This is a genomic window from Nocardioides sp. GY 10113, from assembly GCF_004919105.1.
In the GTDB taxonomy this organism is placed as follows: Bacteria; Actinomycetota; Actinomycetes; order Propionibacteriales; family Nocardioidaceae; genus Nocardioides.
Genome location: NZ_STGK01000012.1, coordinates 37,816 through 61,723 on the forward strand (window position 1 = coordinate 37,816; position 23,908 = coordinate 61,723).

Consider the following 23,908-nt stretch of genomic DNA (forward strand, 5'->3'; position numbering starts at 1 on the left):
GAGATCTCGGTGGGGCCCCGCGACGCGCCACCGCGCCGCGGCTGAAACAGGCATGCGGTGAAGGCGGCAGTCCATGCTGCCGCAGAAGAGTGCGTCCGTCAGGATCAACCCGACCGCCTAGACCAGTTCACTGGTCGCGCACCGACAAGTAGTGAACTGTCGCGATTCGTGGGACAGGGTGCCGTGTGCCGTGGTCATGTGTCGCCGCGTCTACGGCCAAAGAGAGCGGAGTGCCTTGTGCGAGCGAACCGGATCGTGATCGGTGCCGCGATCCTCTGCCTGCTCGCGGCCGGCGCGCTGGTAGGTGTCGTCTCGCCCGCGGCGGCTTCCCCGCAGGGTGAACCGGCAACTGCGGGCTCGGCACAGCGAGTCGATGCGGCGTTGCTGGTCGATGCGGCTGCCCGCCGGGGAACCGTCAAGCGCAGCGTTCGTCTGGTGGTCCCGAAGCAGACAACCCAGGGTGTTCGATCCCGGGCACGGGTGACGGTTCGCGGGGTCCAGGGGCGGGTCCGGGTGCGGTTCAAGGTGAGGTACGCCGGGCAGTGGGTTCAGGTCGGCTCGAAGAAGACCAACCGCCGCGGGAAGGCAACTTTCTCGCTGAGCAACGCCGCAGTAGGTGTCCATCGGTATCGCGTGACGGCGAAGGTGGGCTCCGGAAAGGTGATCGCCTCGAAGGCGAAGCGCGTCAAGGTGACGGCCGCCCTGCCGTCGACGGCGCCGTCGAGTGTCGTCACGATCGAGTCCCCGACACCGGACTCCCTTGTAGCGGGGGAGGCGTTGCGTGCAGGGGAGCAGTTGGTCTCACCCAATGGCGAGTATCGGCTGGTCATGCAGGGCGACAACAACCTGGTGATCTACAAGGCGGGAACTGGCGCGACCTGGGCCAGCAGCACCGTCGGCAGTGGCGCCGACCGACTCACCATGCAAGGTGACGGCAACCTCGTGATGTACCAGGGCAGTGTGGCGCGCTGGAATACAGCGACGGTCAACACCGGCGCGGACGCGCTGCAGATGCAGGATGACGGCAACCTTGTCCTGTACGCGGGCGCTCGAGCGATCTGGAGCACCAAGGGCGGCTACATCGGCGACCGGCTGAAGACGGGCCAGACGCTTTACCCCGGCGAGCGCCTCTACTCGGTCGGCCGCAAGTACAGCCTCGTACTTCAAGGAGACGGCAACCTCGTCCTCTACGAAGGAGGAACAGCCCGCTGGAATACCGAGACCGACGGCTCCGGCGCGAACCGTCTAGTCCTTCAAGGCGACGGCAACCTGGTGCTCTACGCGGATGCAACCGCACGCTGGGCCACCTACACGGTCGGCAAGGGCGCGGACCGCCTCGTCCTTCAAAGCGACCGGAACCTGGTCCTCTACAGCGGCTCGGCCGCCGTCTGGCACACCCACACGAACGTGAGCACGAGCTCCGGCTCGGCAGGCGGGGGCGACGACTACCCTGCCGGGCTCCGTGCCCCCGTCGCCCAGGATTCCGTGGTCGATCCGTGGCGGTTCTACAACCGAGAGTGCACCTCCTGGGTCGCCTGGAAGCTGAACAACAACAACCACGTCCAGTTCTCCAACAACATGACCGGACCGAATGGAAAGTCCGGGCACTTCGGAAACGCCGGCAACTGGCACACGAACGCAGCCGCCATCGGTTACACGGTCAACGGCACTCCCAAGCGAGGAGCGATCGCCGAGTGGTCCGGCCACGTCGCCTGGGTGCTGCAGGTCAACTCCGATGGCTCGATCGTCATCGAGGAGTACAACTACGGATACACCGGCCTCTACAACAAGCGCACGGTGACCCGGTCCAACGGATGGCCGTCGTGGTTCATCCACATCCGAGACCTCTGAGTCAACGACACCGACCCAGACAGCCCCATATGAGGGACGGTCGATGGTTCTGCGATTTACCGGTCTGGCGTGGGTTCAAGTAGTCCGCCATGTGGCGTGTGATGTCGCAAGACATCGGAATAGCCCGGACCCACGGAATGTGGGTCCGGGCTAGTTCGTTTTTCCGGGCCCGGGTGGTCTGCCGGTGGGCTGGTAGTCCCGGTTGGGGTCGATGATCAGTTCGCGGAGGAGTTCTCCGGTGGCGGCGTTGACGACGCGTGCGTGCAGGTCCTGGAGGAGCACGATGACGTGGGTCCGGGCGTGGGCTCGACCGATGCCGATGTGGTGCAGTCGCCCGTTCACGCGGGCGGTGACGGTGCCGGAGCTGTCGATGATGCTGGTCAGCACCCGGTCGTGGGTGTCGCCGCTGCGGTCGACGCCGGGGCTGGCCTTCGGCCGGGCGGTGTAGGCGGCCGCCGGTGTCGCTCGGTGTGCCAGCGAGCGGTGCGGTCGCTGCTGGTTGTACTCGGCGCGGAAGGCGTCGATCAGCGCCTGCAGTTCGGCCAGGGTCCTCGGCTGGACGGGTTGGGCGCGTAGCCACTTCTTCATGGTCTGTTGGAAGCGTTCGACCTTGCCGCAGGTGGTGGGGTGGCCGGGGCGGGAGTTCTTCTGCCGGACCCCGAGTCGGCGCAGCTCGGCCTCGAGCTGGGTGCGGCCCCCGCGGCGTCCCTGGCCGGCCAGACGGACGGTGTAGACCATCCCGTTGTCGGTCAGGGTGGATGCGGGATACCCGTGCTGGCCTGCAGTTTCGGTGAACGTGGCGGCCACGATCGGGGCCGTGATCCGGGTATGGGCGCTGATGTGGAGTGCGTAGCGGGAGTGGTCGTCGAGCCAGGTGATGACCTCCACGTCCGCGCCCGGGCTGCCGTCGGGCCGGGTGAGTCGGTAGTGGGTGAAGTCGGACTGCCAGGTCTCGTTGGGCTGCTCGGCCTCGAAGCGGATGTAGGAGGACTTGGGGCGCTTGTTCGGTTCGGGGGTGACGGTGCCGTGGCGGGTCAGGATGCGGTGGATGGTGGCCCGCGACAGTGTCTGGTCGTGGTGATGGGTCAGGTGCCAGGCGATGGTGTCCGCGCCGGCGTCGTGGCCGGCGTCGGTGAGCTCTTTGCGCAGCCGTAGGACCAGTTCGACGGTGGCTGGCGGAGTTGCGGTGGGGCTGGTCTTCGGGGCGCGGGAGGCGGGTTCGAAGACGGCTTCGCCCTCGGTGGCGTAGCGGGTCATGAGGCGGCTGATCCAGCCTTGGGAGACGCCGTAGGTGCGGGCGACCTCGGACTGGGAGGCGCCGGCCAGGACGGCGGTGATGACGAGGCGACGTTTCGACACCGGGCAGCCTGCCGCCGCTGGTTGGTGGGGTGGTGGGTGCCATGCCGATGACGCGAGACATGGCTATTCCGATGTCGTGAGACACCCCATTCCGATGTCCTGAGCCAGAACAGTCCGCCATGTGGCGCGCACGCGTCGCACCACCCTGTAAGGAGACCACCTTGTTCAACCGAAACTCTGCGTCTACGTCGACAAGCCCTTCTGCTGCACCCGCTGCCGCGCCTGCTGGACGGCAGGCTGTCGAGCCGCTCCTGGTAGAGGGGGAGGATCTCCTCGCGACGCTCGGTACCGACAACCGCGACATTGCGGTGACGAATCGGCGTGTGTTCTTGATGGAGGACGGCGGGAACTGGGCGGTCATTGCGGTTGCATCGGTGTCGTCTCTCGAGATCAGCGACGCCGGCGCGGGCAGCGTGTTCGCCAAGATCCATTTCGGCGGTGGTCTGAGCCGCACCGTGAAGCTGAACTCGTTCAATGACGCTGCGGCGCTCGCAGGAGCTCTCGCCCTGTAGGAGCCCGGCGCTGGGCTGCTTCCCGGCCCCAGTTTCTACGTCGACCTGCTGGTGGATCCGCGCCTGGCGCCGCCGTCAGTCTCGGTCTGGCGGACCCAGCCGCGCAGCGTCTCGCGGTGCATGCCGAGCTGCTCGGCCACGCGAGTGATCGCGCCCTGCTTATGGCCGGGGCCTGCCGGAACTCAACCGCCATCCGGGTGGCGCGCTCACGCACCCCGTCGGGTACTTGCTGGGTGCTGCGATGGCTCTCAGCCTCCATGGACTGAGAGCCTTCATCAGGCCCGGCGTGATTCATTCCGACAGCGCAACACGGTCTTCCAGCCGCGATCGGCGCTCCAGCTGGCTGCGTCGGATCGAGCAGGGGTGGGGTCGGCCGTTGCCGGCGAGAGGACCCTGTCGCCTGGTCGTGCCGCTTTCCCGCCGACCTCCCCGGTGTCAAAAAGCCCTAGACCAGCATCCGGGCAGATCGGCCGAAATATCTTCTACCCCGATCGCAGCTGGATCGAGTCAGTAGGGTCGCCGACTGTGACCCTGGAAGCAAGTGTGTCGACCGTCGTCGGACTGCTCGAGCAGCAGAACCGCGCCCGCACCACCGGCTATTCGCTCGAGCGTCACTACGACGCCGAGAGTTTCGCCACCGGAATCAGGGAGTCCGGTTTGACAGAGGTGATCTCCGACGGGCTCGCCGGAGTGCAGGATTCGTTGCGCGAGTCGTTGTTCGGAGCTGCGGCCACGCTCGGAGTCGGTTTGAGAGACATCGCGCGCGGGGTCGCCAACTCCAACGCTCTCCTCCGCGGCATCGAGGAAGTGCTCCGCACGCCGCTCGGCACAGCCGCGAGGGAGCGCTACCACCGGGGCATCCGCGCGTATGAGCGGGAGTGGCTGCCTGAGGCCGAGACTGAGTTCACGGCCGCCGTGACGGACGACCCCTATCTCGCGATCGCTCACCTGATGCTCGCCCTAACCATCCTGCGGGCACCCGACCGTGAGCCGGACGCCGTCGCGCCGCTGTCGAAGGCGGTCCGCTACGGGACGCCGGACGAGCCACCACTGGCAGTTGGCGCAGCACTCCTACTCGCGCGTCTGCATTCTGAGGCAGGCGACCTCGCCGAGGCGCTGGCTACCGCCACTCGCGCCCATCAGGACTATCCGACCTGCGCTGAACTGGGGCTGCTTCGAGTCCAACTCGGCGACGACGCATCGGTCCTTTCATCGTCGATTCTCGTCGCTCCGGAACTCGTGAGTGTCGCGATGCTCCGCACGCCCGACCAACTTGAGGAGGCTGCCGTCGGCGGAAGCCTCGCGCCGACCCTCGACCTTGCAGCCGAGCTCAGGCGGCTCCTTGCTCAGGTCGCGGCACTTCCGTTCACCTCATGCGAGTCCTTTGGTCAGCTGGCCGTGCCGAGTTCTGGTCTGTCGCCACTCGATGAGGTGCTTGAAGCCTGCGACCTCCTGCTGCGGGCGCCGGAGTTGGTCGATGCCCTCCGACAGAAGGCAGACGCTGGCTTGCGGGCCGCCGCGGGGACGATCCAGGGCGAGCACCGTGCAGAGCTGGAGTTGCTCGAGTCGAGCACTTTGGTGTCCTCGCGCGAGGAGGTCGCTCACATCAGAGGCCAGATCTCCACGAAGGAGCTGGCCTGTAAGGACCTAGTCGTCGACGGAGGTCAGGCGTACCGGAGGGCCCGGGAGGATGAGATCGGTCACCTCCTGAACCAGGTTAGGTGGTCTCAGTTCGAGGAGGAGATGGCGGAACGCCTTAGTCAACAAGTGTTCCTCCTTGAGGGTCTGCGCGCTGGCAAGGGATGGGCGTCGACTATCGGCCGTGTCCAGAAGGTGACCGCTGATGATCTCGAGTGGAGAGTGACCGAGGCTCGCCGCCTACTCGACCAACTGCCGGCCGACCTCGAGAGGGAGCGCCAGGACAGGGAAGCCCGCATCTCCGTTGGGAGCGCCGAGATCGAGGCCCTCCGAAAGCAGGCAGACCAGATCGAGGCCGAGATTGTCGGCACTCTAGCGGCTCCCCGCCACAGGCACGAGCAACAAGTCGCGGACATCGACGCGAGTCGGGCACAGGTCCAGGACCTGCTAAGCCAGTTGCGCACGCTGCTGGCCCGCGCTGCTCCCGCCGACCGGGTCCGGCCACTGACGCGGTCTCGGTAGCACCCGCGGACGCGGTCATCGCCGGTGTCCCGGCAAAGCTGATCCGGGCGACGGGAATCGACGCCTCGGTCGACTGAGAAGGCGGCCCCGCCTGGGGGTTTACTCGGGCAACGGCGCCACACGTCGGTAGCGTGGCTCGAAAGACCGATTGTTGGCGCTGCCCCGGGTAGCACGCCCACGTGCTGAGGCCCCCCGAGATCCTTGGCGATCTGGGAGATTGGCTTGTCCCGTTGACGGCCCAGCTCGATTGCCCGACGACGGATCTCGGTTCTTCGGTGCCGGCATGGGGACTCCTCTCGGGCGACGATCGTCGCCTCAATCAAGGTGTCCGGGCTACCGGGGCCACTTCAGGGGCATCTGGGTGCTCCTGCGCGTGTGGGCGGTGCGGGTGGGTGGGGCAACCCGCCCCTATGCGGTCGCCGTCGCAGCCGGGCGACCCGGCCCGCAGATTCTGCGGGCCGGGTCGCGGGGTCAGTCGCAGTCGAGGTCGCTGAGGTCGGCGGTGGGCTCGTGGTCGGGCAGCACCTGCTGGGCCTTGAAGTAGGTGGTCGCCTCGGTGGCCGCGCACTCGACCAGGCGCTCGTCGGGAGCGGTGTCGTGATGGAAGGGGATGCCGTTGGTGAGCGGGAACCCGTAGCCGGCGCAGAAGTCGTCGTCCTCGTCGCACCACGAGCCGACGAACCGGTGCTTCTCGAACTTGGCGCGCTTTGTGAGGAACCCGTTGCTGTCGGTCTCGCTGCCCCGGTCCACACGGTGGTCTGCGGCGTTGCGGGTCGGGTCGGCCAGCAGTGCGGTGTAACGGATCTGGTCGAGGTGGCGGTCTGCGCTGCTGCTGGCCAGCCAGTTGCCGGTGGCCTGCGCGCCCTGGGAGTACCCGAACAAGATCACCTTCGCGTTCGGGCAGGCGTCCTCGATCGCGTTCATCGTCGTGTTCAGCGCCGTGACGCCGGCCTTGACCGAGTTGGTGTAGGTCGAGGACAGGTGGAACTTGGCGGTCGCGGCGTTGAGGGCGCCCACGGCCGGGTAGTTGACCCAGATCGAGGGCAGGGTGCGTTCCGCGACGCCGACGGCCTTGCGGATCTGCTTGGCGAACTCCTTGCCTTGGACGCTGATCTTGGGGTTGCGCCCGGTGACGTCCTTGCTCTGGCCCGAGCCGCGCACGTCGACGATGTAGCCGCTGGCGCAGGGCACCGCCTTGGCGGCGGCGTAGCGCCAGGGGCTCTTCCTTGCCGAGGAGTTGATGGCCTGGACCTTGATCGTGGGCTTGGCAATGCCGCCGCGCATCGCCGTCGTGATCGCGGGCACGACCGCGGAGGTGACGGTACTGCCCTTGGCGGTGACCGTCTTGGTGGTGAGGGCGCCCTTCGCGCCGGTGACGGCCGATACCTCGACGGTGTAGGCGACCGCGCCGGTAACCTTGGTCCAGGCGACCTTGTAGCCGGATCCGTAGACGCTCACGGTGACCTTGGTCGGCGCGGGCGGGGGTGTGCCACCTCCGCCGGGTGGGGCGGCGTCGGCGGGGGTGGGCAGTGCCGCCAGCCCGACGAGGGCGACGGCGAGGGTCAGCATCTTCTTCATGGTGCTCCTGTTCGGCGACGGCAGCCGGGCACGCGGGGATGCGTCCGGTCCCCGCGCCGCGTCGGCGGGGGCGGCTGTCATTGCTGTGTTCGGCGCGTGGGACGTGACGTTGAGCGTCGCGGCCCCGATCGTCAGCGGAACGTGACCTTGACCGACGCCGACCCGTGTCGCCACCGCGGCGAAGGCGAAGCGGATCGCTCAGCGTCCGGTCGCGCAGCAGATCGCCGCCGCCAAGCGGGCTGATCAAACCCTCCGTAACGGTCGGGACTGCTGCACCATCCGTGACAACTCGGTGAGGCGCGGCGCTCGGCAGCGTCGCCCCGGCAGCAGTAGGTAGTAGATACGCGGTGAAGCCCGTAGTTAACACCGCTGCAGGCGTCCACCCTTTGCTGGTCGGACCGCTGACTAGGTGTCGCCGGTCGGCCTCTGTGCGTCAGCGGACCTTGGCGGTCACCGTCTTGACGGCTCCCTCGACCGTGCTCGAGGAACGCTGGCTGATCCGGTAGCTGTATCGACCAGGCTTGCTGGGGGTCGTCCAGGTCACCGAGGTGCCGTCTTCAGTGGCCCCCCATACGCCGACCCGGTGTCCGGAAACCTTGAATATCGTGCGTACTCGCTTGGCGCCAGTGAGGTGAATGGTCGCCTTGAACCTGGTCAGGGTGTGGCCGTCGCTGCGGAATGTGCGGCGAGAGACCGTGAACGAGACGCCCACGCGGACCCGGACGGCCTTGGCGGCGGCGGTGCCACTATGGCCATCCGAGGTGGTAGCGGTGACTTGGACGGCGACCTTCTCTCCGAGGTCGGCCTTTGTGGGCTTGTAGGTGGCTCGGGTTGCGCGAGCGATCGGCTTCCCCGAGCGGGTCCACTGGTAGTTGTAGGAGGCCACTGGGTGGTTCCAGTTGCCGACGCGCGCCCGCAACGTCTTCCCGGGATGGGGCTGTCCTGCCACGGTGGGCGGCCTGGTGGCCACCAGGTTCTGGATGAGTACTGGGTCGGACACCGATGCGCCGGCGTTGTACCCGTCCCGGTGGGCGGTGACATGCAGCGTGATCGTGTGCCCGGCGTCCGCGCTGGTCGGGACGTAGCTATGGGGCCCGTTGCGGGCGAGGACCTTTCCGTCGTCGCGGACGACCGTGTACGACCACATCCCGGGAGCGACGCTCCAGGCGGCATCGCGGAACGCCAGGGTGTCTCCGACCCATCCGCTGCCCAGCAGTTCGGCCGGTTCGAGCGCCACGATGGACTGGGCGTAGACGGGGGAGATGGTCAGCACGAGCTGGGGGTCGTCATTCTCGTTGACGACGACGTCTGTCGCCTCGTCGAAGTCGGTGGTGTCGCCGTACCAGGTGGGCAGGCCCTCGCCGTTGAGCAGGAAGCGGTAGCGGCCCGGTTCGATGACCCACCCGAACAGTGCTTGGTCGGTCAGTCGGTAGAGGGGTCCCCAGGTCTGGGTAGTCTCGTCCCACCGCCGGGCCGACAGCGTTCCCCAGGTTCCGTACGAGAGGCGGACGGTCTTCAGGATCTCGAGGCTGGTGACATCGATGGTGTGGGTCGACCCGGCGGAGGCGTCCACGATCGAGGCAGACGCCCGCGTCCCATCCGGACCGACCCAATGGGAAGCGTAGAAGCGTCGCTGGTCGACAATCCGTAGCTGGTACTGGCCCACCGGGACCACCAGGGTGAAGCGCCCTTCGTCGTTCGTGGCCGCCTCAGCCACTGGAAGCTCGGCCGCATCCGGCGGGGACTCCGCGGCGCCCAGCGAGTAGGCGGCCACAGATGCCTTGTCGAGCGGCTGACGGTGGCTGCTCACGCGCCCCGTGATGGTGGCCGTATCGGTTCCCTCGGCTGCCGACGCGGAGGTCGGCACCACGGCAACCGAGGCAACCAGGCACGCGATCGAGGTGATGACCCAAGCCAGGATGGAGGGGAAGCGAGTACCGCGTATCGGCCCGGGAATCCCTAGGTTGTTCTGACGCACGACTTCTACTCCTACGGCACTGTGCCGGTCTACCGGTCTACCTGTCGATGGTCGCATCGCCGGGAGACGGCCCACGAATCCGAGCCCACCCAGGGGCGTGCTGCACCGTCCGTGACAGCTCGGTGTGGCGCCGACACCCGCCATCGTTGCGCCGCCAGCAGTAGGTAGTGGATACGCGGTGAACACGCCGCAGTTCAGACGGCTGCAGCCGCAGGACGACGTCGGGCGTTCGCCGGCCGTAGCCGCGGTCACCTGATGGTGCGGGGTCTCGCTGTGGGTCAGGGCCAGGTGGCTGCGCGGCCCGCTTGCCTCACCAACAAGCGGTGCTGTCCGGATATCCCTCGAACGTCTCGGCACTCTTGGGGACGAAAAGGTCGTCGATGAGGTACTTCTTGAAGGTCTTGGAAACCCCAGCAGGGATGTTCGGGTGGTCCTCGATGGTGGCGCCGCCGACGATGTTGTCAGCGCTGTCGCGGAAGACCAGGTAGATGGGGCACAGTTCGCCCACGCCTTCGGAGGACCCCGCGGTGATGGTGAGGTCAGCGTTGGTGTCGCGGCCGAGAATGGCCCCGGTGGCAGACCATTCGGAGTCGATGAAGTACTCGCCGTCCACCTCGTCGTAGGTATCGAAGTCGACGGAGAAGCCGAGGTCCCCGGCGAACGGGTCCAGCGGGACATATCCGCCGACTGGCGTCACGCTGTTCGGCTTGAGCGACACATCGACGCTGTAGGAGTCACTGATGGCGCCGTCACCGTCCAAGACCTCGACGGTGATCTCTGCGTTCGGGAAGTACTCGGTCGGGTTGTCGAGAGTGACGCCCCAGCTGGCTACGGCTCCACCGAACATGCGGGTGAACCCGGAGTCGAGGATGGTCACGTCGCCGTCGTACATTCCGGGGCCCTCGGCGCTCATCTCCTCCTCGAGGGCCTGCTCGGCGTTTTCGGATCCAAGAGCGTCGGCCCTTCCGTCCCCTGAAGTGCCGCTCCCGGCTTGCGCAGGCCGAGCCTGGGAACCGGTCGGGGTCGAGTCGTCGGTGGCGAGGACTGTTGCCACACCCGCTCCGGCGGCTACCAGGAGGGTCGCACTGGCGGCGAGCGCGATCCGTGTTCGCTTGGAGCTGACCACTCCAGAGGTGGCGCCCCCGGGTGCCGGATCCGCCGGGGAGCTCACACCTCGCTCCGTAGGCCCGGGAGCGCCGTTGCTGCGGAGGATGTGCTCCTTGGCGGCGGCGAACTCCTCGTCATCGAGACTTCCGGCTGCGTGCAGATCGGCGATGCGACGCAGTTCCTCGGCAATGGACATGTGACGACTTTCTTCGAGTGTGTTCCGGATGACGGCAGGGCGCAGTCATGTGGCGTTGGTGCTGGGAGAAGCCGTGGTAGGCACTCACGAAGGGTTGTTCGCGGCGAGCCGTTCGTCGAGCCACTTGCCGCACCCGAGACCTCGCAGGGACGGATACACCTCAGCCATCGGCTTTCCCTGTGCAGCCAGATCGTCACTCAGCGCCTGGCACTCGGCGTCGGGGCGCTGCTCGATCTCCTCGTTCGGGCGGCCGTCGTCTCCGAGTGAGCTGACCAGTGCGACCCCGGCAACAAGCGCGACGAGTGTCGCAACGACAGCACCGGCGATCCAGCTTCGCCGGCGCGGACCGGCGAACAGCCCCGGGTGGTGTTTCTCCGGCGGAAGGCTCGCTGACAACGACGCGCCTGTATCGGTCGATTCGGTAGACGAAGAAAGGAGTCGGCGCTTGGCTTCGGTGAACTCCGGCTCGGAAAGGACGCCCGTGCGGCGCAGCTCGGAGAGCTCCTCCAGGTCGTCCGCCAGCGTCACCCGATCCTCGTTTCGTGCTTGTCCTCACTCGCAGGGGTGCGAGAAGTCATCGGAGTGTACGAGGTTGAGTCGTCATCCTTCGGCGGATTGTCTCGTGTGTCGACGGCGCCCAAAATCCGCCGTAGAACTCGCCCGACGGAAAGGGTCAGGTTTCGACCGTCGTTTGCATCGCGCCGGTTCAGTTGTTGCGTGCCGGGGCTGATGGGGGTGCTCTGCACTCGGCGCGCATGCTAGGGCCGCCGTCACCCGTCGCTATCGCAGCCTGGCTGCATGAGAGGTGACACCTGAGGATCAGGTCGGCGGTGGTCCATCCGAGGCCCGGAAGAGGGCGCGCTTTGGTCGCGCCCCGAGTTCAGCAGCCCCGCTGCTGGGCCAACTGCTCGTTGATCCTGTCGAGGTACAGGCTGGCGACCTCCGCGAGCTTGGCGCGGGCCTCCTCGATGATCGGGCGTACCCCCTCGTGGTCCTCGATCGGCTGGTAGTCGTGCTTGGCCGCGTGCGTGTCGAGGTCCCCGATGCGCATCCGAGCCTGCTCCGGGTCGGCGGCGTAGAACGTCTCGAGGAACTCGGTGTAGGTGGTGTTGCTCTTCCTGCCGTTGCAGGAACCGCAGGCAGGGACGAGGTTGCCGAGTCGGTGCTCGCCCAGGTGGATCCGGTTGATCGGTACGGCGTGGTCGATCGTGGTCTTCTTGGTCTCGCCGCAGTAGGCGCAGGTGCCGCCGAAGTCGCGGGCCTTCACTGCCTCCCAGTCGTCCTGGGCGAACGTCTCGTAGGGGAGGTTGCTAAGGAGGTAGCGGACGAGTGCGTTCTGCGCGACGCCGAGGGCGGTCGATCGGTAGCGCGCGCCGCCGGGTGCTGCGCTGGTGGTGCCGAACTCATCGACGGTCTCCTGCGCCCAGGCGATGAAATCCTCGCTCACCCCGATGGGTTCGATCCCCTTGCTGATGAGGTAGACGATGAAGTGCGCGGTGTGCAGGTTCGACACCCACTCCGACGTGACCCAGTAGCCAGCGTCGCTGAATGGGCCTGAGCTCTTCGCAGCCCAGCACTTCGACGGCTTGCTCTCGCCCGTGCGTGCGCGCAGGACGGCGTAGGACTGCCGGAAGTTCGTGAGGCAGTACTCCCGATCCTGGAGGTTGGCGAACTCCTCGGGGTTCGCCTGGCAGTAGGCGAGGATCTGGGGGAGGTGCTGACGGACGAAGGCGCCGATCGGCGCGGCCTCGTTGCGAATGGGCAGTTGGCTCACTGGTTCCTCTTCGGTGGTTGGGCCTGGGTGACGCTGGTCATGACGTTGAGCTGGACGCGGGACAGCGCCTCGAGCCGCACCGCGACGGGCAGCGCGTCGATTGCGGCGGTGGCGGCCTCGACGGCTTCGTCGAGCGAGGGCTTCCGGCTTCTGGTGGTTCGGCTGGATGCTCCGGGTCCGACGTCCATGCCGGTCGAGAAGAGCTCGTCGAGGGAAAGCCCGAGCGCCTTCGCGATGGGGACCTGGTGTCGGCTGGACGGAAGCCGGTAGCCAGTCTCGATCTGGGCCACATATGGGTAGGACAGGCCGGTCGCCTCGGCGAGCTCCTTGCGGGACATCCCCAACTCGGTGCGCCGGGCGGCGATGGTGCGACCGAGCTCCAGGTCGCCTGTCTTGGGTGACGCCACCACGTCGCTGCTCCTCAGGTCGAGTTCTTCGGCCGGACTATGCACGAAGCATAACATGATCGCATCCAGGCGCATTGACAATGTGGTACGTTCGGCTGCATCAGACTTATGCGGATCGCATAGCATGCGAGGGGGATGGCATGACACTGAGCGTGACTGACGAGGTCGCTCGGCTGTACCGGCCCGATTGTCCGGTGGAGTTCATCGCGGTGTCCGACTTCAAGGCGCGGATCCTTGCGGATCCGACCTGGCCATTGGCGTGCGCGACGCGCTACCTGGCGGCTCGGCCGAGCGCATGGGATCTCGACTGTCTCGCCAAGCGGGGAGACATCGCAGAGGACCTGTTGACGGAGGCTGCCATCAAGGGCTACCGGAGGACGCCGCCGGGCTTGGCGAGGGCCCGCTACCTGCAACTGCCATTCCTCTCGACCGACACGTTGCGCTCGCTGAGCGACAGCAACGAACTCGAGCTCAGGGTGGCGTTGCGCCACCCCCAGTGCCCGGAGCAGATCGTGACCCGGTGCCTGACGTCGCCGCGGGCGGCGGTTCGCTGGTCGGCTCTTCGGGCTGTCCGACGGCGGCGCCTGCCGATCGACTCGGCGTACATCCGTGCCGCAGCGGACCTGCCGATGACCGAGTCCGCAGGTGGACCGACGACTGGGTACCGCCGCCGGGTCGAGAGCGTCGCCAAGCAGATCCTGGAGTCACGATGAAGCTCACCTCGGCCCAACTCGACCGCGCCGTGGGAGTGCTCGTCGCGTCCGCGGCGGGTGACGCGCTGGGGGCGGGCTATGAATTCGCCGCGATCCCGGATGGCTTGGTGCCGGAGATGATCGGTGGCGGACTCGGTGGCTTCGCGCCCGGGGAGTGGACCGACGACACGGCGCAGGCGATGGCCATCGCCGTGGTCGCTGCGGACGGACTCGATCTACGCAGCCCGACGGCGCTGGACCGGATCGCCCAGGGCTTCGCCGACTGGTACGGCGGTGGCCCAGCCGACGTCGGCGTGCAGACCTCTGAAGTGCTCCGACTCGCGGGTCCGCGCCCGACCGGTGCGACGATGGCGGAGGCTGCCCGCCGCGTCCACCAGCTGCGGGGACGAAGCGCGGGCAACGGGTCGCTGATGCGGACCGGACCCGTCGCGCTGACTCACCTGGACGATCCCGTCGCCCTGGTCGAGGCCGCGATGGCGGTCAGCGCACTGACCCACCACGAAGCCGTGGCAGGGGAGGCGTGCGCGGTGTGGTGCCTGATGATCCGGCACGCGGTGCTGACGGGCACTCTGCCCGTATGGTCCGACATCGAGCAGTGGTGCCCGAACCCCGCCTACTGGCGCGAGGTCCTTGCCGAGGCCGAAAGTCGGCACCCGGCAGAGTTCACAACCAACGCCTGGGCGGGAGGGGCACTGCAGGCGGCGTGGTCGGCCATCACCCACACCCCGATCCCGGCCGAGGATCCCTGCGGACAACTGGTCGACGCGCTGGGGTCCGCCGTCCGGATCGGCCACGACACCGACACCGTCGCCGCCATCGCCGGTGCCCTCCTCGGCGCCCGCTGGGGAGCCAGCGCGGTACCCGCCCGATGGCGGCGGATGCTGCACGGCTGGCCGCGCGCGTCCGCCCGCACCCTGGAGGAGTTGGCCTACCTCGCCGCAACCGGCGGGGCGCCCGGCCCGTACGGGTGGCCGCTGGCGGACCACATCGACTACACGGACTGGCAGGGCGCCACGCCCGCGCTGGCCCGGCACCCCCACGACACCGGCGTGTGGCTCTCCTCGGCCACCGCGCTCGACGACCTCCCAGACGAGGTCGACGCCGTGGTCAGCTTGTGCCTGGTGGGCCGCACGCAGGTACCCGAAGACCTCGAGGGAGTCGGGTTCCGGCTGATCGACGTGCCCGACCCCGCCGCGAACCCGAATCTGGACTTCGTCATCCGCGACGCGGCCCAGACGGTAGCCGCGCTGCGAGCCGAGGGCAAGGCGGTGTTGGTGCACTGTGTCGCAGCGCAGTCACGCACCCCAACCGTCGGCGCCGCCTACGCCATGCTGCGCGGAGTCGAGCACGACCGCGCGGTCGCCGAGGTGTGCTCCGCCTTGCCGTACGCCCGCCCCAACCGGACATTCCGAACCGCCCTGAAACGACTCGCCGACAAGGGGATCCGCGCTTGAATCGACCCATGCCGACCGGCAACAACCGACACGGTCTGCGCAACACCGCGCCGACGACCTGGGAGAGCAAGCTCCGGGGACTGATGATCGGGCTCGCCCTGGGCGACGCGATCGGCTCGCGCCGCAGCGATGTCCCGGCGACCGGGGTCCTCGAGGGGGGAGCGGCGACCCAACTCGCGGCCTGGACGGCCGAAGGCCTGCTGCGCTCAGCGACCCGATACGGCGGATACATGCTGCCGAGTACCGAGGACGTCCTCCGGCATGCCTACCAGCGCTGGGCGCTCCTGCGTGGCGGGCGACCCAACCCGGAGTGGTGGTACCCGGTAGGGGACATCGACGAGGTGTTCACGCGCGGCTGGCTGATCGACGTACCCGCGATGGGAGAAGCCAGGGGAAGTTCGCCGGCCACCCTGGATGCGATCACGCGCGGCCGCCCGAGAAAGTCAGCGGGCTGCCAGGCACTGCTCCGCTCGCTCCCGATCGCCTCGTATTCCCGGCGCGAGCCGTCCGACGCCGTGGAGGCGCTGGCGTGTTCCGCGGCCGGTCTCACCCACGACGATGGCAACCGCAACGCGGCTACCGGCTTCGCGGTTCTTCTCGCCGGCGCGTGTCTGGGGGCCGACAGCTTCCAGCGCGCGTTCGACCACACGATCGGAGAGGGCGTGCCCGCCGCGGTGATGCCCGCCATCGACCTGATCGTCGACCGGGGCATGGCGGAGCCCTGCGTGCCACAACTGCTCGAACGGCTGGCCCCCGACAAGACCGCCACGTCCGCGCTCGCCGGTGGCATCTACGTGGCGCTCTCGTTCCCGGACCTCGACACCGTCGAGGAGGCGCTCGAGTTCGCCGGCTGGGCGCCCGACGGCGACTCCGTCGCCGCGGTGGCAGGTGCTCTCCTCGGCGCGGTGCACGGCTACGAAGCCTTCCCGACGCCTCTCGTGTCCCGCCTCGAACTCGGCTGGGTCATGGACACCCTTGCGCGGGACCTCGCACGGCAGACCACCGAGAATCAGGCCGGTGAGGGCTGGAAGGGCGACGGGTACGGCGACGACCCGATCGACCCGTGGTGGGAGGACACCAAGTACCCGGGGGTCTGACCTCGCCCCGGAGGCAAGAGCCGGTCGCGAGCGGGGCATCTGGCCGCCCGCGAGGACAGCCATACGAGCGTGCGGCGCGGGTGGCGTTCCTGCGCACGCTCCGCGTCCCGGAGGACGGCTGGTATCCCTTCCCGCCTGGCCTCGGCAGGTTTCCGTTGCGGCGGGCCGAGGACCCCGACACTGCGCCGGCGGAGTGGCTGGCTCGTGGAGAGTGATGCTGCCGGTCTATCAGCGCGAAGCGATGTGGCTGTTCTTTGAGGCCGACGAACCGGCTGCGCTTCAGGTGGGCGTCGGCCGGGTGCGCGCCGTCAGCGGTAACGACTGGGCGCTGCGCCTCAGTCAGGACCTGCAGAGCTACGCCCCCGTGCCCGAGCAGCCCTGGCATGCCGGGATCAACGCTGGCGACGGCTTCATCCGACAGGTCGTCGCCGTACCGCTGGGGCACGGCGCCACGGTCGAGGCGCAGGTGCGCGGCGAGGAGGTCGACGAAGCCGTCCAACTCCGGGCCATCGGTCTCACCGCCGCCGCCCTCGCGCAGCGGATCGCGCGCCCTCGGCGGGACGACGCCGAGATGGACATGGTGATGTCCCCGCACCGCCGCCTGGTGCGGCCGTGGGCCTCGGCGCGGGCGGGCGGGTGAAGCAGGAGAATTCCGCCGGCGACCGCACTCTCGCCGCGTACGACGCGGATCTTTCCTGGCGGGTGTTCATCCACCTGTGCTCGGCGGCCGAGTGGACGGCCATTGCCGGCGAGGCCCCGCCGCCGACGCCCATCGACCGCGGGACGTACGTCTGGTGCGGCCGGTTCGACTACCACGACGCCGACCACGCCGATCTCGCGCCGAGCGACACCCTCACGAAGGTGAGGACGATCGGCGAGGTGCTCGTCGAGGATCACGCGCCCTTCACGCCGGTCGACCTGGCGACGGTCGTCAAGATCTTCCCCTCGGTGACACGTCGATCGCGGCCCACGAGGTTCGCCGGCCGACACGATCCCTACAGATCCGACCGGTTGGGCTCGCGGCCGGGCACACTCCTTCCGTGCCTCGTCTGATCCCGGAGAAGCCCGTGTTCGTCACTGCCTCCGAGCAGGCGGTCTGGGAGCTCCTCCGCGACCAGCTCGGAGACGACGACGTCCTGCTGGCCAATGTGCGCCTGACCACCGAGGCCCAGGACCACGAGGCCGACCTGGTCGTCGTGATGCCCGGGTACGGCGTACGCGTGCTGGAGGTCAAGGGCGGTTCGGTCTGGTACGACGACGGCTGGTGGCAGTCGGCCGGCGGCGAGCACAAGGAGATCCACCCCGTCGATCAGGCCCGCAACAACAAGTACGCGCTGCGCTCCTTCGCCGAGCACCAACCACGGTGGGGCAGCCGAGGCCGGGTCGCGTGGGCACACGGCGTGGTGGCGCCGTACTCCTCGTTCGCCGAGGACGACGCGATGCCCGACCTGCCCCGCTTCGCACTGCACGGCCGCGGCGACCTGGCGCACCTGGCCACCCGCGCCCGGCAGAACGCCTACCGCCTCGACCGCGACCAGCGCCTCACGAACCACGACGACGTCGAAGCCCTCGTCGACATCCTCACCGGCAGGCTGGCCCGCGGTACCCGCAACCCGAACGCGGAGGCCGAAGATCGGGCAGCCGAGGCCGACCGGCTGACCGAGCAGCAGGCGATGATCCTGCAGGTCACGCGCCTGCTGAACCGGGTCGAGGTGCGCGGCGGCGCGGGCAGCGGCAAGACGGTGCTGGCGCTGCAGAAGGCCAAGGAGTTGCAGCGCGGCCGCGCGGACGTCCCCGCGCAGCGGACTGCGCTGCTCTGCTACTCGATCGGGTTGGCCGAGTACTTCAAGCGAGAGGTCGCCACCTGGAAGCGTCGTGAGCAGCCCGCGTTCGTGGGTACCTGGGAGGAGCTCGGTCGGATGTGGGGCGCCCCGCCCGGCACCCGCGAGGACTCCGAGTTCTGGGAGGAGACCCTGCCCGGCCTGATGACCGACCTGGCCGCCGACCTGCCGGACGGCAAGAAGTACGACGCGGTCGTGGTCGACGAGGCCCAGGACTTCGCCGACTCCTGGTGGCGGCCGCTGATGACAGCGCTTCGCTCGGAGGAGGACGGTGGTCTCTTCGTGTTCGCTGACGAGAACCAGCGGGTCTTCTCCCGCTTCGGCCGCCCGCCTGTACAGCTGGTTCCGCTCGTCCTCGACCACTGCCTGCGCAACACCAAGCAGGTCTTCGAGGCGTTCGGTCCGATGACGCCGGGACGGATGTACGCCCGCGGCGGGGAGGGCCCCGCGGTCCGGTTCGTCGCGACGACGCCGGAGGATGCGCTCGAGGTCGCCGACGACCAGGTCGACGCGCTGCTCGAGGCGGGATGGGACCCGGGCCGCGTCGCGCTGATCACCAGCGGCCGCCGCCACCCTGTCCAGCTCGAGATCACCGAGCGCCACGGCCAGGAGGCCTACTGGCAGGGCTACTTCGACGACGAGGACGTCTTCTACGGCCACGTCCTCGGCTGCAAGGGCCTGGAACGTTCCGCCGTCGTGCTGTGCCTCAACGAGGACGGCTCGCGCGATCGCGCCCGCGAGCGTCTGTACGTCGGCATGTCACGCGCCACCGACCAGCTCGTGGTGGTTGGGGATCCCGAGATGGTGCGCGCCGTCGGTGGGCCGGAGGTGGCCAAGCGCCTCGGGATCTGACCCGTCTCGGAGCCTGCGGCACTCCCGAATGCCACACGAGACGACTACAGCGACACCTCGAAGTCGGTGACCTCGAGCGCATGGGCGGGAGCCGTGCCGTTGATGTGCAGCACGATGATGTCGCTTCCGTCTTGCCCGCTCTTGTCGAGGTATGCGAGCGCTACCGACTTGATCGGTTCGCGGGCTTCGCGGAAGCGTTCCTCACCTGCGTCGCCGAAGCAGGTCACTTCGCTTCCGTCCCAGACGTGGAGGAACCCGGTTTCATAGTCCTTGTATCTAAGCTTCATGGCTGAAGAGTGCCACGCGGATCGAGGGACGGTGGCGACTACTTGCCGCGATCGTCGGCAAGGCGGCAGCGACGGCGCTGACCGGGCCGGAGCGTCACTACCACGACCTCGCGCTGCTCTGTGCGCTCGTCCCGGACCCGTTCGAGTTCGCCGAGCAGATGACCCGCAAGGGCCAGTGGAGACTGCGCCTGGCGACCAACCTCCTGGACGACGGCCATCCCGCCTGGCTGCTTGTGCCCGCCGCCGGGAGTGCGGGGCAGATCGCCTGCGGGGTGCTTCACGGCTGAGTCGGAGGTAACATGGCGGTGTCCTGGAGGGCGGCGATCCCAGGAGCCCCGCACTCGCGGAGGACCGAAATGTCGGCCGGATGAAGCCATCTGAAGCACCCGAATGAGGGCGCGCTTTGGGCGCGGTTCGAATCGCGGATCGCTTCTCGAGTGAACTCACGCGCGAAGCCGCCTCCAGTCGTGAAACAGCAGTTCAACCATGGTTTTCTGCCGAATTGAACAACGCGAACCAGGCAATTTCGCCCGCGCTCAGAGGCCCAGATGCTGTTGCGATGACGCATCACGTCGAATGCGTCGCGTTGCTGGAGCCGACGACGGTCTCCTGAACATCTCAACCTTCGGCGGACACTGCGCGTCATCATCGAGCGAATCGATGACAGGGGGGACGGCGGTGGGTGGACACGATGCGGACCGATCCGGTCGGTCGCCTGGTCGCCGCGTGCTGACGCGCCGCAGCCTGCTGTGGGGGGCCAGCACTGCCGTCGCCCTCGGCGGGGCGGGGGTCCTCGCGATCGAGGATGGGATGCTGCCCGGGCGGACGCGGCTGAACAGCGCGCTCGGGCTCGACGGGCCCGACGGGACCGTGCCCGACATCGAACCCGGTCCGACCGTCAGCAGCTCCTTCGACTCCGCTGCCCGGGGCACCGAGGTCGGCTGGACGATCGCCCGACCGCCCGGCGCCTCCGGGCGGCTGCCGGTGGTGGTGGTGCTGCACGGCCGGGGCGGCAACCACGCGACCCCCTTCCGCGGCACTCACCTCGCGCTGGACCGGTTCCTCGCCGCCGCGGTCGCGGGCGGCGTACCGCCCTTCGCGCTGGCCAGCGTGGACGGTGGCGAGGCGTACTGGCACGACCGGGCCGACGGTGATCGGTGCGGGTCGATGGTGCTCGAGGAGTTCCTGCCACTCCTGCGCGAGCACGACCTGGACATCGATCGGATCGGCTTCTTCGGCTGGTCGATGGGCGGCTTCGGGTCGCTCCACCTCACCCACACCCTGAGCGAGGCACGCGGCGGCACGCGGGTCGCCGGGGTGGCGGTGATGAGCCCGGCCCTCTTCCGTACCTACGCCGACACCACTCCCGGCGCGTACGACGACGCCGCCGACTTCGAGCGGGTCGCCGTGATGCACCAGCAGGCGACGTTCGACGACGTCCCGTTGCGCGTCGACTGCGGGGAGGGCGACCCGTTCTGCTCCGCGACCCGGGAGTACGTCGCGGGCTTCGACGCCCCACCGGCCGGCGGGTTCGAACCGGGTGGGCACGACGTCGGCTACTGGCGCCGGATCGCACCGCACGCGCTCGAGCACCTCGGGAACGCCTTGGTGGATTGAGACGGCTCAGAGCACTAGCCGCATCGCGAGCTGCAGCAGGTTCAACGCCAGGAAACCGCCCCCGACGACGGCCGCCACGATGATCGGCACCCGTCCCTGAGGGTGGCCCCGCCGTACTGCCCGGTGCCCGAAGTACCAGACGGCGGCGACGGGCAGCGCGAACACCAGGATCGCCGGCAGTCCCGCCGCCAGCGCGACCCCGACGGGGACGTCGACCAGGTCGGCGTACCCGAAGGCGGCGGCCAGGCCCTCGCCGATGACGAAGGCGGCGACCGTGGACGGCACGAAGAGCGCGAGGCTCCACCAGGCGCGTCGCACGTCGCGATCGCTCCCCGTGGCCTGCGCCGGGCGTCCGGACACCGTCCTCACCTCCGTCAGTCGACACCCTCATGCTGGCCGGTCCGGCGCGGCGGGGTCAGAGGCGATGAGCGGCGCTCCGCGGGTCGTTGGTCCTGATCGATCCGTCCCCTCAGCGCACCACGTCGTAGACCAGCTTCTGGATGCCGTTCGCGTACGACTCGCTCTCCACCAGCGTCAGCATCTGCTTGTCCTTGTCGGTGTCGCTGAACAGCCGCTTCCCGGCTCCGAGCAGCACCGGGAAGACCAGCAGGTGGTAGCGGTCGATCAGCCCGGCGTCCGAGAGCGACCGACCGAGGGCGGCGCTGCCGTGCATCGAGATCGGGCCGCCGTCGGTCTCCTTGAGCGCGGCGACGTCGTCGAGGGAGCGCAGGATCGTGGTCTCACCCCAGTTGTCGACGAGGTCGGACTCGTCCAGCGTGGTGGAGACGACGTACTTGGGCATCGCGTTGTAGAGCGGGAACTCCTCGGTCATCGAGGGCCAGACCGGCGCGAACGCCTGGTAGCTGACGCGGCCCATCAGCATCGCCGTGGCCTCCTGCTGCTCCGACCCCTTGATCGTGTACGCCTCGGGCACGAACTCGAGGTCCTGGAAGGTCCAGCCGCTGTTGCGGTAGCCGGGCTCGCCGCCGGGTGCCTCGACGACGCCGTCGAGGGAGACGAAGGCGGTGCTGATCAGGGTGCGCAAGGGTTCTCCTCGGGTTGTGGTCGGATCCTCATCCTCGTGGATCGACCGGCTGGAACGGGACAACTCATCGGCGTGGTGGTCGAGGGGCTCGCGCGCTCGCACCTCGGCCACCGGCCCTCCCGCTGGACCTCATGTCCACGTGAAGTCCTAGCGTTGCGCCCATGAGCATGGAGATGGTGGCCCGGCAGCAGATGTTCCGCCGGTCCCACGGCACGGAGGACCGCGGGTCGTTCTCGTGGGCGACCGCCCGGCGGGTGCTGGCGTTCGCGCGCCCGCACCGGCGGAAGCTGGCGGGGTTCCTCGTCCTGAGCGTGGCCACGGCCGTCCTCGCCGTGGCGACCCCGATCCTGGCCGGCCGCGTCGTCGACGAGATCATCGCCGGCTCCTCCAGCCGGACGATCGTGCTGCTGGCCAGCGCCATCGCCGTCGTCGCCGTGGTCGACGCAGGGGCCGGCCTGTTGATGCGCTGGTTCTCCTCCCGGATCGGCGAGGGGCTGATCCTCGACCTGCGCACCACCGTCTTCGACCACGTGCAGCGGATGCCGGTCGCCTTCTTCACCCGCACCCGCACCGGCGCGCTCGTCAGCCGCCTCAACAACGACGTGATCGGCGCGCAGCGGGCGTTCAGCGACACCCTGTCGGGCGTCGTCGGCAACCTGGTGATGCTGGTGCTCACCCTCGGCGTGATGCTGCGCATCTCCTGGCTGGTCACCGTGCTCGCGCTGGCGATGCTGCCGGTCTTCGTGATCCCCGCCCGTCGGATGGGCAACCGGCTCGCCGGCATCCAGCGCGAGGCCGCCGACCACAACGCCGCGATGGGCAACCAGATGACCGAGCGCTTCTCCGCGCCCGGCGCGACCCTGGTCAAGCTCTTCGGACGCCCGGACCAGGAGTCGGCGGAGTTCGCCGGCCGGGCCCGCCGGGTCGCCGACATCGGCGTGAAGACCGCGATGGTGCAGACCACCTTCGTCACCTCGCTGACGCTGGTCTCCGCGCTCGCCGTCGCGGTCGTGTACGGCGTCGGCGGCGTCGGCGCGCTGCGCGGCTCCCTGGAGGCCGGCGCCGTGGTCACCCTGTCGCTGCTGCTGGCCCGCCTCTACGCCCCGTTGACCGCCCTGGCCAACGCCCGGGTGGAGGTGATGTCGGCGCTGGTCAGCTTCGAGCGGGTCTTCGAGGTGCTCGACCTGGAGCCGATGATCTCCGAGCCGGACGAGCCGCGGGCGCTGCCGGAGGGACCGCTGGCGATCGAGTTCGACGACGTCCGGTTCGCCTACCCCTCGGCCGACAAGGTCTCCCTCGCCTCCCTCGAGGACGTCGCGGTGCTCGACACCCGCGGCGGCGAGGAGGTCCTGCACGGCATCTCGTTCACCGCCGAGCCCGGCCAGATGGTCGCCATGGTCGGCTCCTCGGGCGCGGGCAAGTCCACCATCGCCCAGCTCGTCCCGCGCCTGTACGACGTCGACGCCGGCGCCGTACGCCTCTCCGGCGTCGACGTGCGCGACCTGACCGCCGCCGACCTGCGCGGCGCGGTCGGCGTGGTCACCCAGGACGGCCACCTCTTCCACGACAGCATCCGCGGCAATCTGGCGCTGGCCCGCCCCGAGGCGACCGACGCCGAGCTGTGGGAGGCGCTGGAGCGATCCCGGCTGGCCGACCTGATCCGGTCGCTGCCCGACGGGCTGGACACCGTGGTGGGGGAGCGCGGCTACCGGCTCTCCGGCGGGGAGCGCCAGCGCCTCACCATCGCCCGGCTGCTGCTCAAGCGCCCCCGCGTGGTGATCCTGGACGAGGCGACCGCCTCGCTCGACTCCACCTCCGAGGCGGCCGTCACCGCGGCGCTCGGGGAGGCACTGGACGGCCGCACAGCGCTGGTGATCGCGCACCGGCTCTCCACGGTCCGCGCCGCCGACCTGATCCTGGTGATCGAGGCGGGCGAGATCGTCGAGCGCGGGACCCACGGGGAGCTGTTGGCCGCGGGCGGGCGCTACGCCGAGCTCTACCGGACGCAGTTCGCGGAGGACGCTGCCGTCGGCTGAGGCTGCTGGCCCCGCGTCACATGGATTCTCGCCCCGACACGCCG

23 protein-coding genes are annotated in these 23,908 nt (G+C 68.8%); 12 read left to right on the forward strand and 11 right to left on the reverse strand.

Annotation, left to right across the window (positions count from 1 at the left end):
* Positions 1–237 precede the first annotated feature (237 nt).
* A complete protein-coding gene (locus E8D34_RS14835; RefSeq protein ID WP_136595430.1) occupies positions 238–1,851 on the forward strand; it encodes a CHAP domain-containing protein in 1,614 nt (537 codons plus the stop codon).
* Between the two features lie 150 nt (positions 1,852–2,001).
* Here the strand turns inward: E8D34_RS14835 and E8D34_RS14840 are convergent, their stop codons facing one another.
* On the reverse strand, positions 2,002–3,210 hold the full coding sequence (locus E8D34_RS14840) for an IS481 family transposase (protein WP_136595431.1): 1,209 nt from the start codon (positions 3,208–3,210) through the stop codon (positions 2,002–2,004).
* A gap of 161 nt (positions 3,211–3,371) precedes the next feature.
* Between E8D34_RS14840 and E8D34_RS14845 the strand changes: the two genes are divergently transcribed.
* Positions 3,372–3,722 (forward strand): hypothetical protein, encoded by a 351-nt coding sequence (locus E8D34_RS14845; RefSeq protein WP_136595432.1) that lies wholly within the window; start codon positions 3,372–3,374, stop codon positions 3,720–3,722.
* 525 nt (positions 3,723–4,247) lie between these two features.
* Entirely contained in the window at positions 4,248–5,882 is a 1,635-nt protein-coding gene (locus tag E8D34_RS14850) for a hypothetical protein (protein WP_136595433.1), read from the forward strand.
* 471 nt (positions 5,883–6,353) lie between these two features.
* Here E8D34_RS14850 and E8D34_RS14855 read toward each other — a convergent pair whose 3' ends face one another.
* Positions 6,354–7,460: a cutinase family protein gene (locus E8D34_RS14855; protein ID WP_168929455.1), complete on the reverse strand. Its 1,107-nt coding sequence runs from the start codon at positions 7,458–7,460 to the stop codon at positions 6,354–6,356.
* On the opposite strand from E8D34_RS14855, the gene E8D34_RS20815 reads away from it, so the two are divergent.
* Positions 7,459–7,605: a hypothetical protein gene (locus E8D34_RS20815; protein WP_168929456.1), complete on the forward strand. Its 147-nt coding sequence runs from the start codon at positions 7,459–7,461 to the stop codon at positions 7,603–7,605. The genes E8D34_RS14855 and E8D34_RS20815 overlap by 2 nt on opposite strands.
* 288 nt (positions 7,606–7,893) lie before the next feature.
* Here the strand turns inward: E8D34_RS20815 and E8D34_RS14860 are convergent, their stop codons facing one another.
* From E8D34_RS14860 to E8D34_RS14880, 5 genes are all read right to left on the reverse strand, one after another.
* Complete coding sequence (locus E8D34_RS14860; RefSeq protein WP_136595435.1) at positions 7,894–9,438, reverse strand: hypothetical protein; 1,545 nt, start codon at positions 9,436–9,438, stop codon at positions 7,894–7,896.
* A 310-nt stretch (positions 9,439–9,748) separates the two neighbouring features.
* Entirely contained in the window at positions 9,749–10,741 is a 993-nt protein-coding gene (locus E8D34_RS14865) for an SHOCT domain-containing protein (RefSeq protein WP_136595436.1), read from the reverse strand.
* Between the two features lie 84 nt (positions 10,742–10,825).
* Complete coding sequence (locus E8D34_RS14870; RefSeq protein WP_136595437.1) at positions 10,826–11,269, reverse strand: SHOCT domain-containing protein; 444 nt, start codon at positions 11,267–11,269, stop codon at positions 10,826–10,828.
* A 352-nt stretch (positions 11,270–11,621) separates the two neighbouring features.
* Positions 11,622–12,515, reverse strand: a complete 894-nt coding sequence (locus tag E8D34_RS14875; RefSeq protein WP_168929457.1) for an HNH endonuclease signature motif containing protein — start codon at positions 12,513–12,515, stop codon at positions 11,622–11,624.
* Positions 12,512–12,997 (reverse strand): helix-turn-helix transcriptional regulator, encoded by a 486-nt coding sequence (locus tag E8D34_RS14880; RefSeq protein ID WP_168929458.1) that lies wholly within the window; start codon positions 12,995–12,997, stop codon positions 12,512–12,514. Before E8D34_RS14880 ends, E8D34_RS14875 begins: the two co-directional genes overlap by 4 nt.
* Positions 12,998–13,062: 65 nt before the next feature.
* Here E8D34_RS14880 and E8D34_RS14885 point away from each other — a divergent pair, with 65 nt between their 5' ends.
* The 6 genes from E8D34_RS14885 to E8D34_RS14905 all read left to right on the forward strand — a co-directional run bounded on the left by E8D34_RS14885 (position 13,063) and on the right by E8D34_RS14905 (position 18,879).
* Positions 13,063–13,635, forward strand: coding sequence for a hypothetical protein (locus E8D34_RS14885; RefSeq protein ID WP_136595440.1), 573 nt, complete (start codon positions 13,063–13,065; stop codon positions 13,633–13,635).
* Positions 13,632–15,089: an ADP-ribosylglycohydrolase family protein gene (locus E8D34_RS14890; protein WP_136595441.1), complete on the forward strand. Its 1,458-nt coding sequence runs from the start codon at positions 13,632–13,634 to the stop codon at positions 15,087–15,089. The genes E8D34_RS14885 and E8D34_RS14890 overlap by 4 nt, the downstream gene beginning before the upstream one ends.
* Before the next feature lie 8 nt (positions 15,090–15,097).
* Entirely contained in the window at positions 15,098–16,186 is a 1,089-nt protein-coding gene (locus E8D34_RS14895; RefSeq protein WP_136595442.1) for an ADP-ribosylglycohydrolase family protein, read from the forward strand.
* A gap of 211 nt (positions 16,187–16,397) precedes the next feature.
* Positions 16,398–16,826 (forward strand): hypothetical protein, encoded by a 429-nt coding sequence (locus E8D34_RS21085; protein WP_206056747.1) that lies wholly within the window; start codon positions 16,398–16,400, stop codon positions 16,824–16,826.
* Positions 16,799–17,239: a hypothetical protein gene (locus E8D34_RS21090; RefSeq protein ID WP_206056748.1), complete on the forward strand. Its 441-nt coding sequence runs from the start codon at positions 16,799–16,801 to the stop codon at positions 17,237–17,239. Before E8D34_RS21085 ends, E8D34_RS21090 begins: the two co-directional genes overlap by 28 nt.
* Positions 17,227–18,879 carry an NERD domain-containing protein gene (locus tag E8D34_RS14905; RefSeq protein ID WP_136595443.1) on the forward strand — a complete coding sequence of 551 codons (1,653 nt, stop codon included), beginning with the start codon at positions 17,227–17,229 and terminating at the stop codon, positions 18,877–18,879. Before E8D34_RS21090 ends, E8D34_RS14905 begins: the two co-directional genes overlap by 13 nt.
* A 44-nt stretch (positions 18,880–18,923) precedes the next feature.
* On the opposite strand, the gene E8D34_RS14910 is transcribed toward E8D34_RS14905, so the two are convergent.
* Positions 18,924–19,166 carry a hypothetical protein gene (locus E8D34_RS14910; RefSeq protein ID WP_136595444.1) on the reverse strand — a complete coding sequence of 81 codons (243 nt, stop codon included), beginning with the start codon at positions 19,164–19,166 and terminating at the stop codon, positions 18,924–18,926.
* A 38-nt stretch (positions 19,167–19,204) separates the two neighbouring features.
* Positions 19,205–19,384, reverse strand: coding sequence for a hypothetical protein (locus tag E8D34_RS14915; RefSeq protein ID WP_136595445.1), 180 nt, complete (start codon positions 19,382–19,384; stop codon positions 19,205–19,207).
* Between the two features lie 508 nt (positions 19,385–19,892).
* On the opposite strand from E8D34_RS14915, the gene E8D34_RS14920 reads away from it, so the two are divergent.
* Complete coding sequence (locus tag E8D34_RS14920) at positions 19,893–20,783, forward strand: esterase family protein (RefSeq protein WP_240771369.1); 891 nt, start codon at positions 19,893–19,895, stop codon at positions 20,781–20,783.
* Positions 20,784–20,789: 6 nt separating this feature from the next.
* Here the strand turns inward: E8D34_RS14920 and E8D34_RS14925 are convergent, their stop codons facing one another.
* Together E8D34_RS14925 and E8D34_RS14930 are read right to left on the reverse strand one after the other, a co-directional pair.
* A complete protein-coding gene (locus E8D34_RS14925) occupies positions 20,790–21,143 on the reverse strand; it encodes a hypothetical protein (protein ID WP_136595447.1) in 354 nt (117 codons plus the stop codon).
* Between the two features lie 109 nt (positions 21,144–21,252).
* Positions 21,253–21,828 (reverse strand): dihydrofolate reductase family protein, encoded by a 576-nt coding sequence (locus E8D34_RS14930; protein WP_136595448.1) that lies wholly within the window; start codon positions 21,826–21,828, stop codon positions 21,253–21,255.
* A gap of 161 nt (positions 21,829–21,989) precedes the next feature.
* Here E8D34_RS14930 and E8D34_RS14935 point away from each other — a divergent pair, with 161 nt between their 5' ends.
* The gene (locus E8D34_RS14935; RefSeq protein ID WP_136595449.1) at positions 21,990–23,864 is read left to right on the forward strand and encodes an ABC transporter ATP-binding protein; all 1,875 of its coding nucleotides are present in this window, start codon (positions 21,990–21,992) and stop codon (positions 23,862–23,864) included.
* The last annotated feature ends 44 nt before the right edge of the window (positions 23,865–23,908 follow it).

Bases quoted from the DNA above. Each gene is read 5' to 3' on its own strand.
- E8D34_RS14935 (WP_136595449.1), top strand. From the start codon at position 21,990: ATGAGCATGGAGATGGTGGCCCGGCAGCAGATGTTCCGCCGGTCCCAC.
- E8D34_RS14895 (WP_136595442.1), top strand. From the start codon at position 15,098: ATGCCGACCGGCAACAACCGACACGGTCTGCGCAACACCGCGCCGACG.
- E8D34_RS14915 (WP_136595445.1), bottom strand. From the start codon at position 19,384: ATGGCCGTCGTCCAGGAGGTTGGTCGCCAGGCGCAGTCTCCACTGGCC.
- E8D34_RS14880 (WP_168929458.1), bottom strand. From the start codon at position 12,997: ATGCGCCTGGATGCGATCATGTTATGCTTCGTGCATAGTCCGGCCGAA.
- E8D34_RS20815 (WP_168929456.1), top strand. From the start codon at position 7,459: ATGGTGCTCCTGTTCGGCGACGGCAGCCGGGCACGCGGGGATGCGTCC.
- E8D34_RS14885 (WP_136595440.1), top strand. From the start codon at position 13,063: ATGACACTGAGCGTGACTGACGAGGTCGCTCGGCTGTACCGGCCCGAT.
- E8D34_RS14865 (WP_136595436.1), bottom strand. From the start codon at position 10,741: ATGTCCATTGCCGAGGAACTGCGTCGCATCGCCGATCTGCACGCAGCC.
- E8D34_RS14910 (WP_136595444.1), bottom strand. From the start codon at position 19,166: ATGAAGCTTAGATACAAGGACTATGAAACCGGGTTCCTCCACGTCTGG.
- E8D34_RS14855 (WP_168929455.1), bottom strand. From the start codon at position 7,460: ATGAAGAAGATGCTGACCCTCGCCGTCGCCCTCGTCGGGCTGGCGGCA.
- E8D34_RS14890 (WP_136595441.1), top strand. From the start codon at position 13,632: ATGAAGCTCACCTCGGCCCAACTCGACCGCGCCGTGGGAGTGCTCGTC.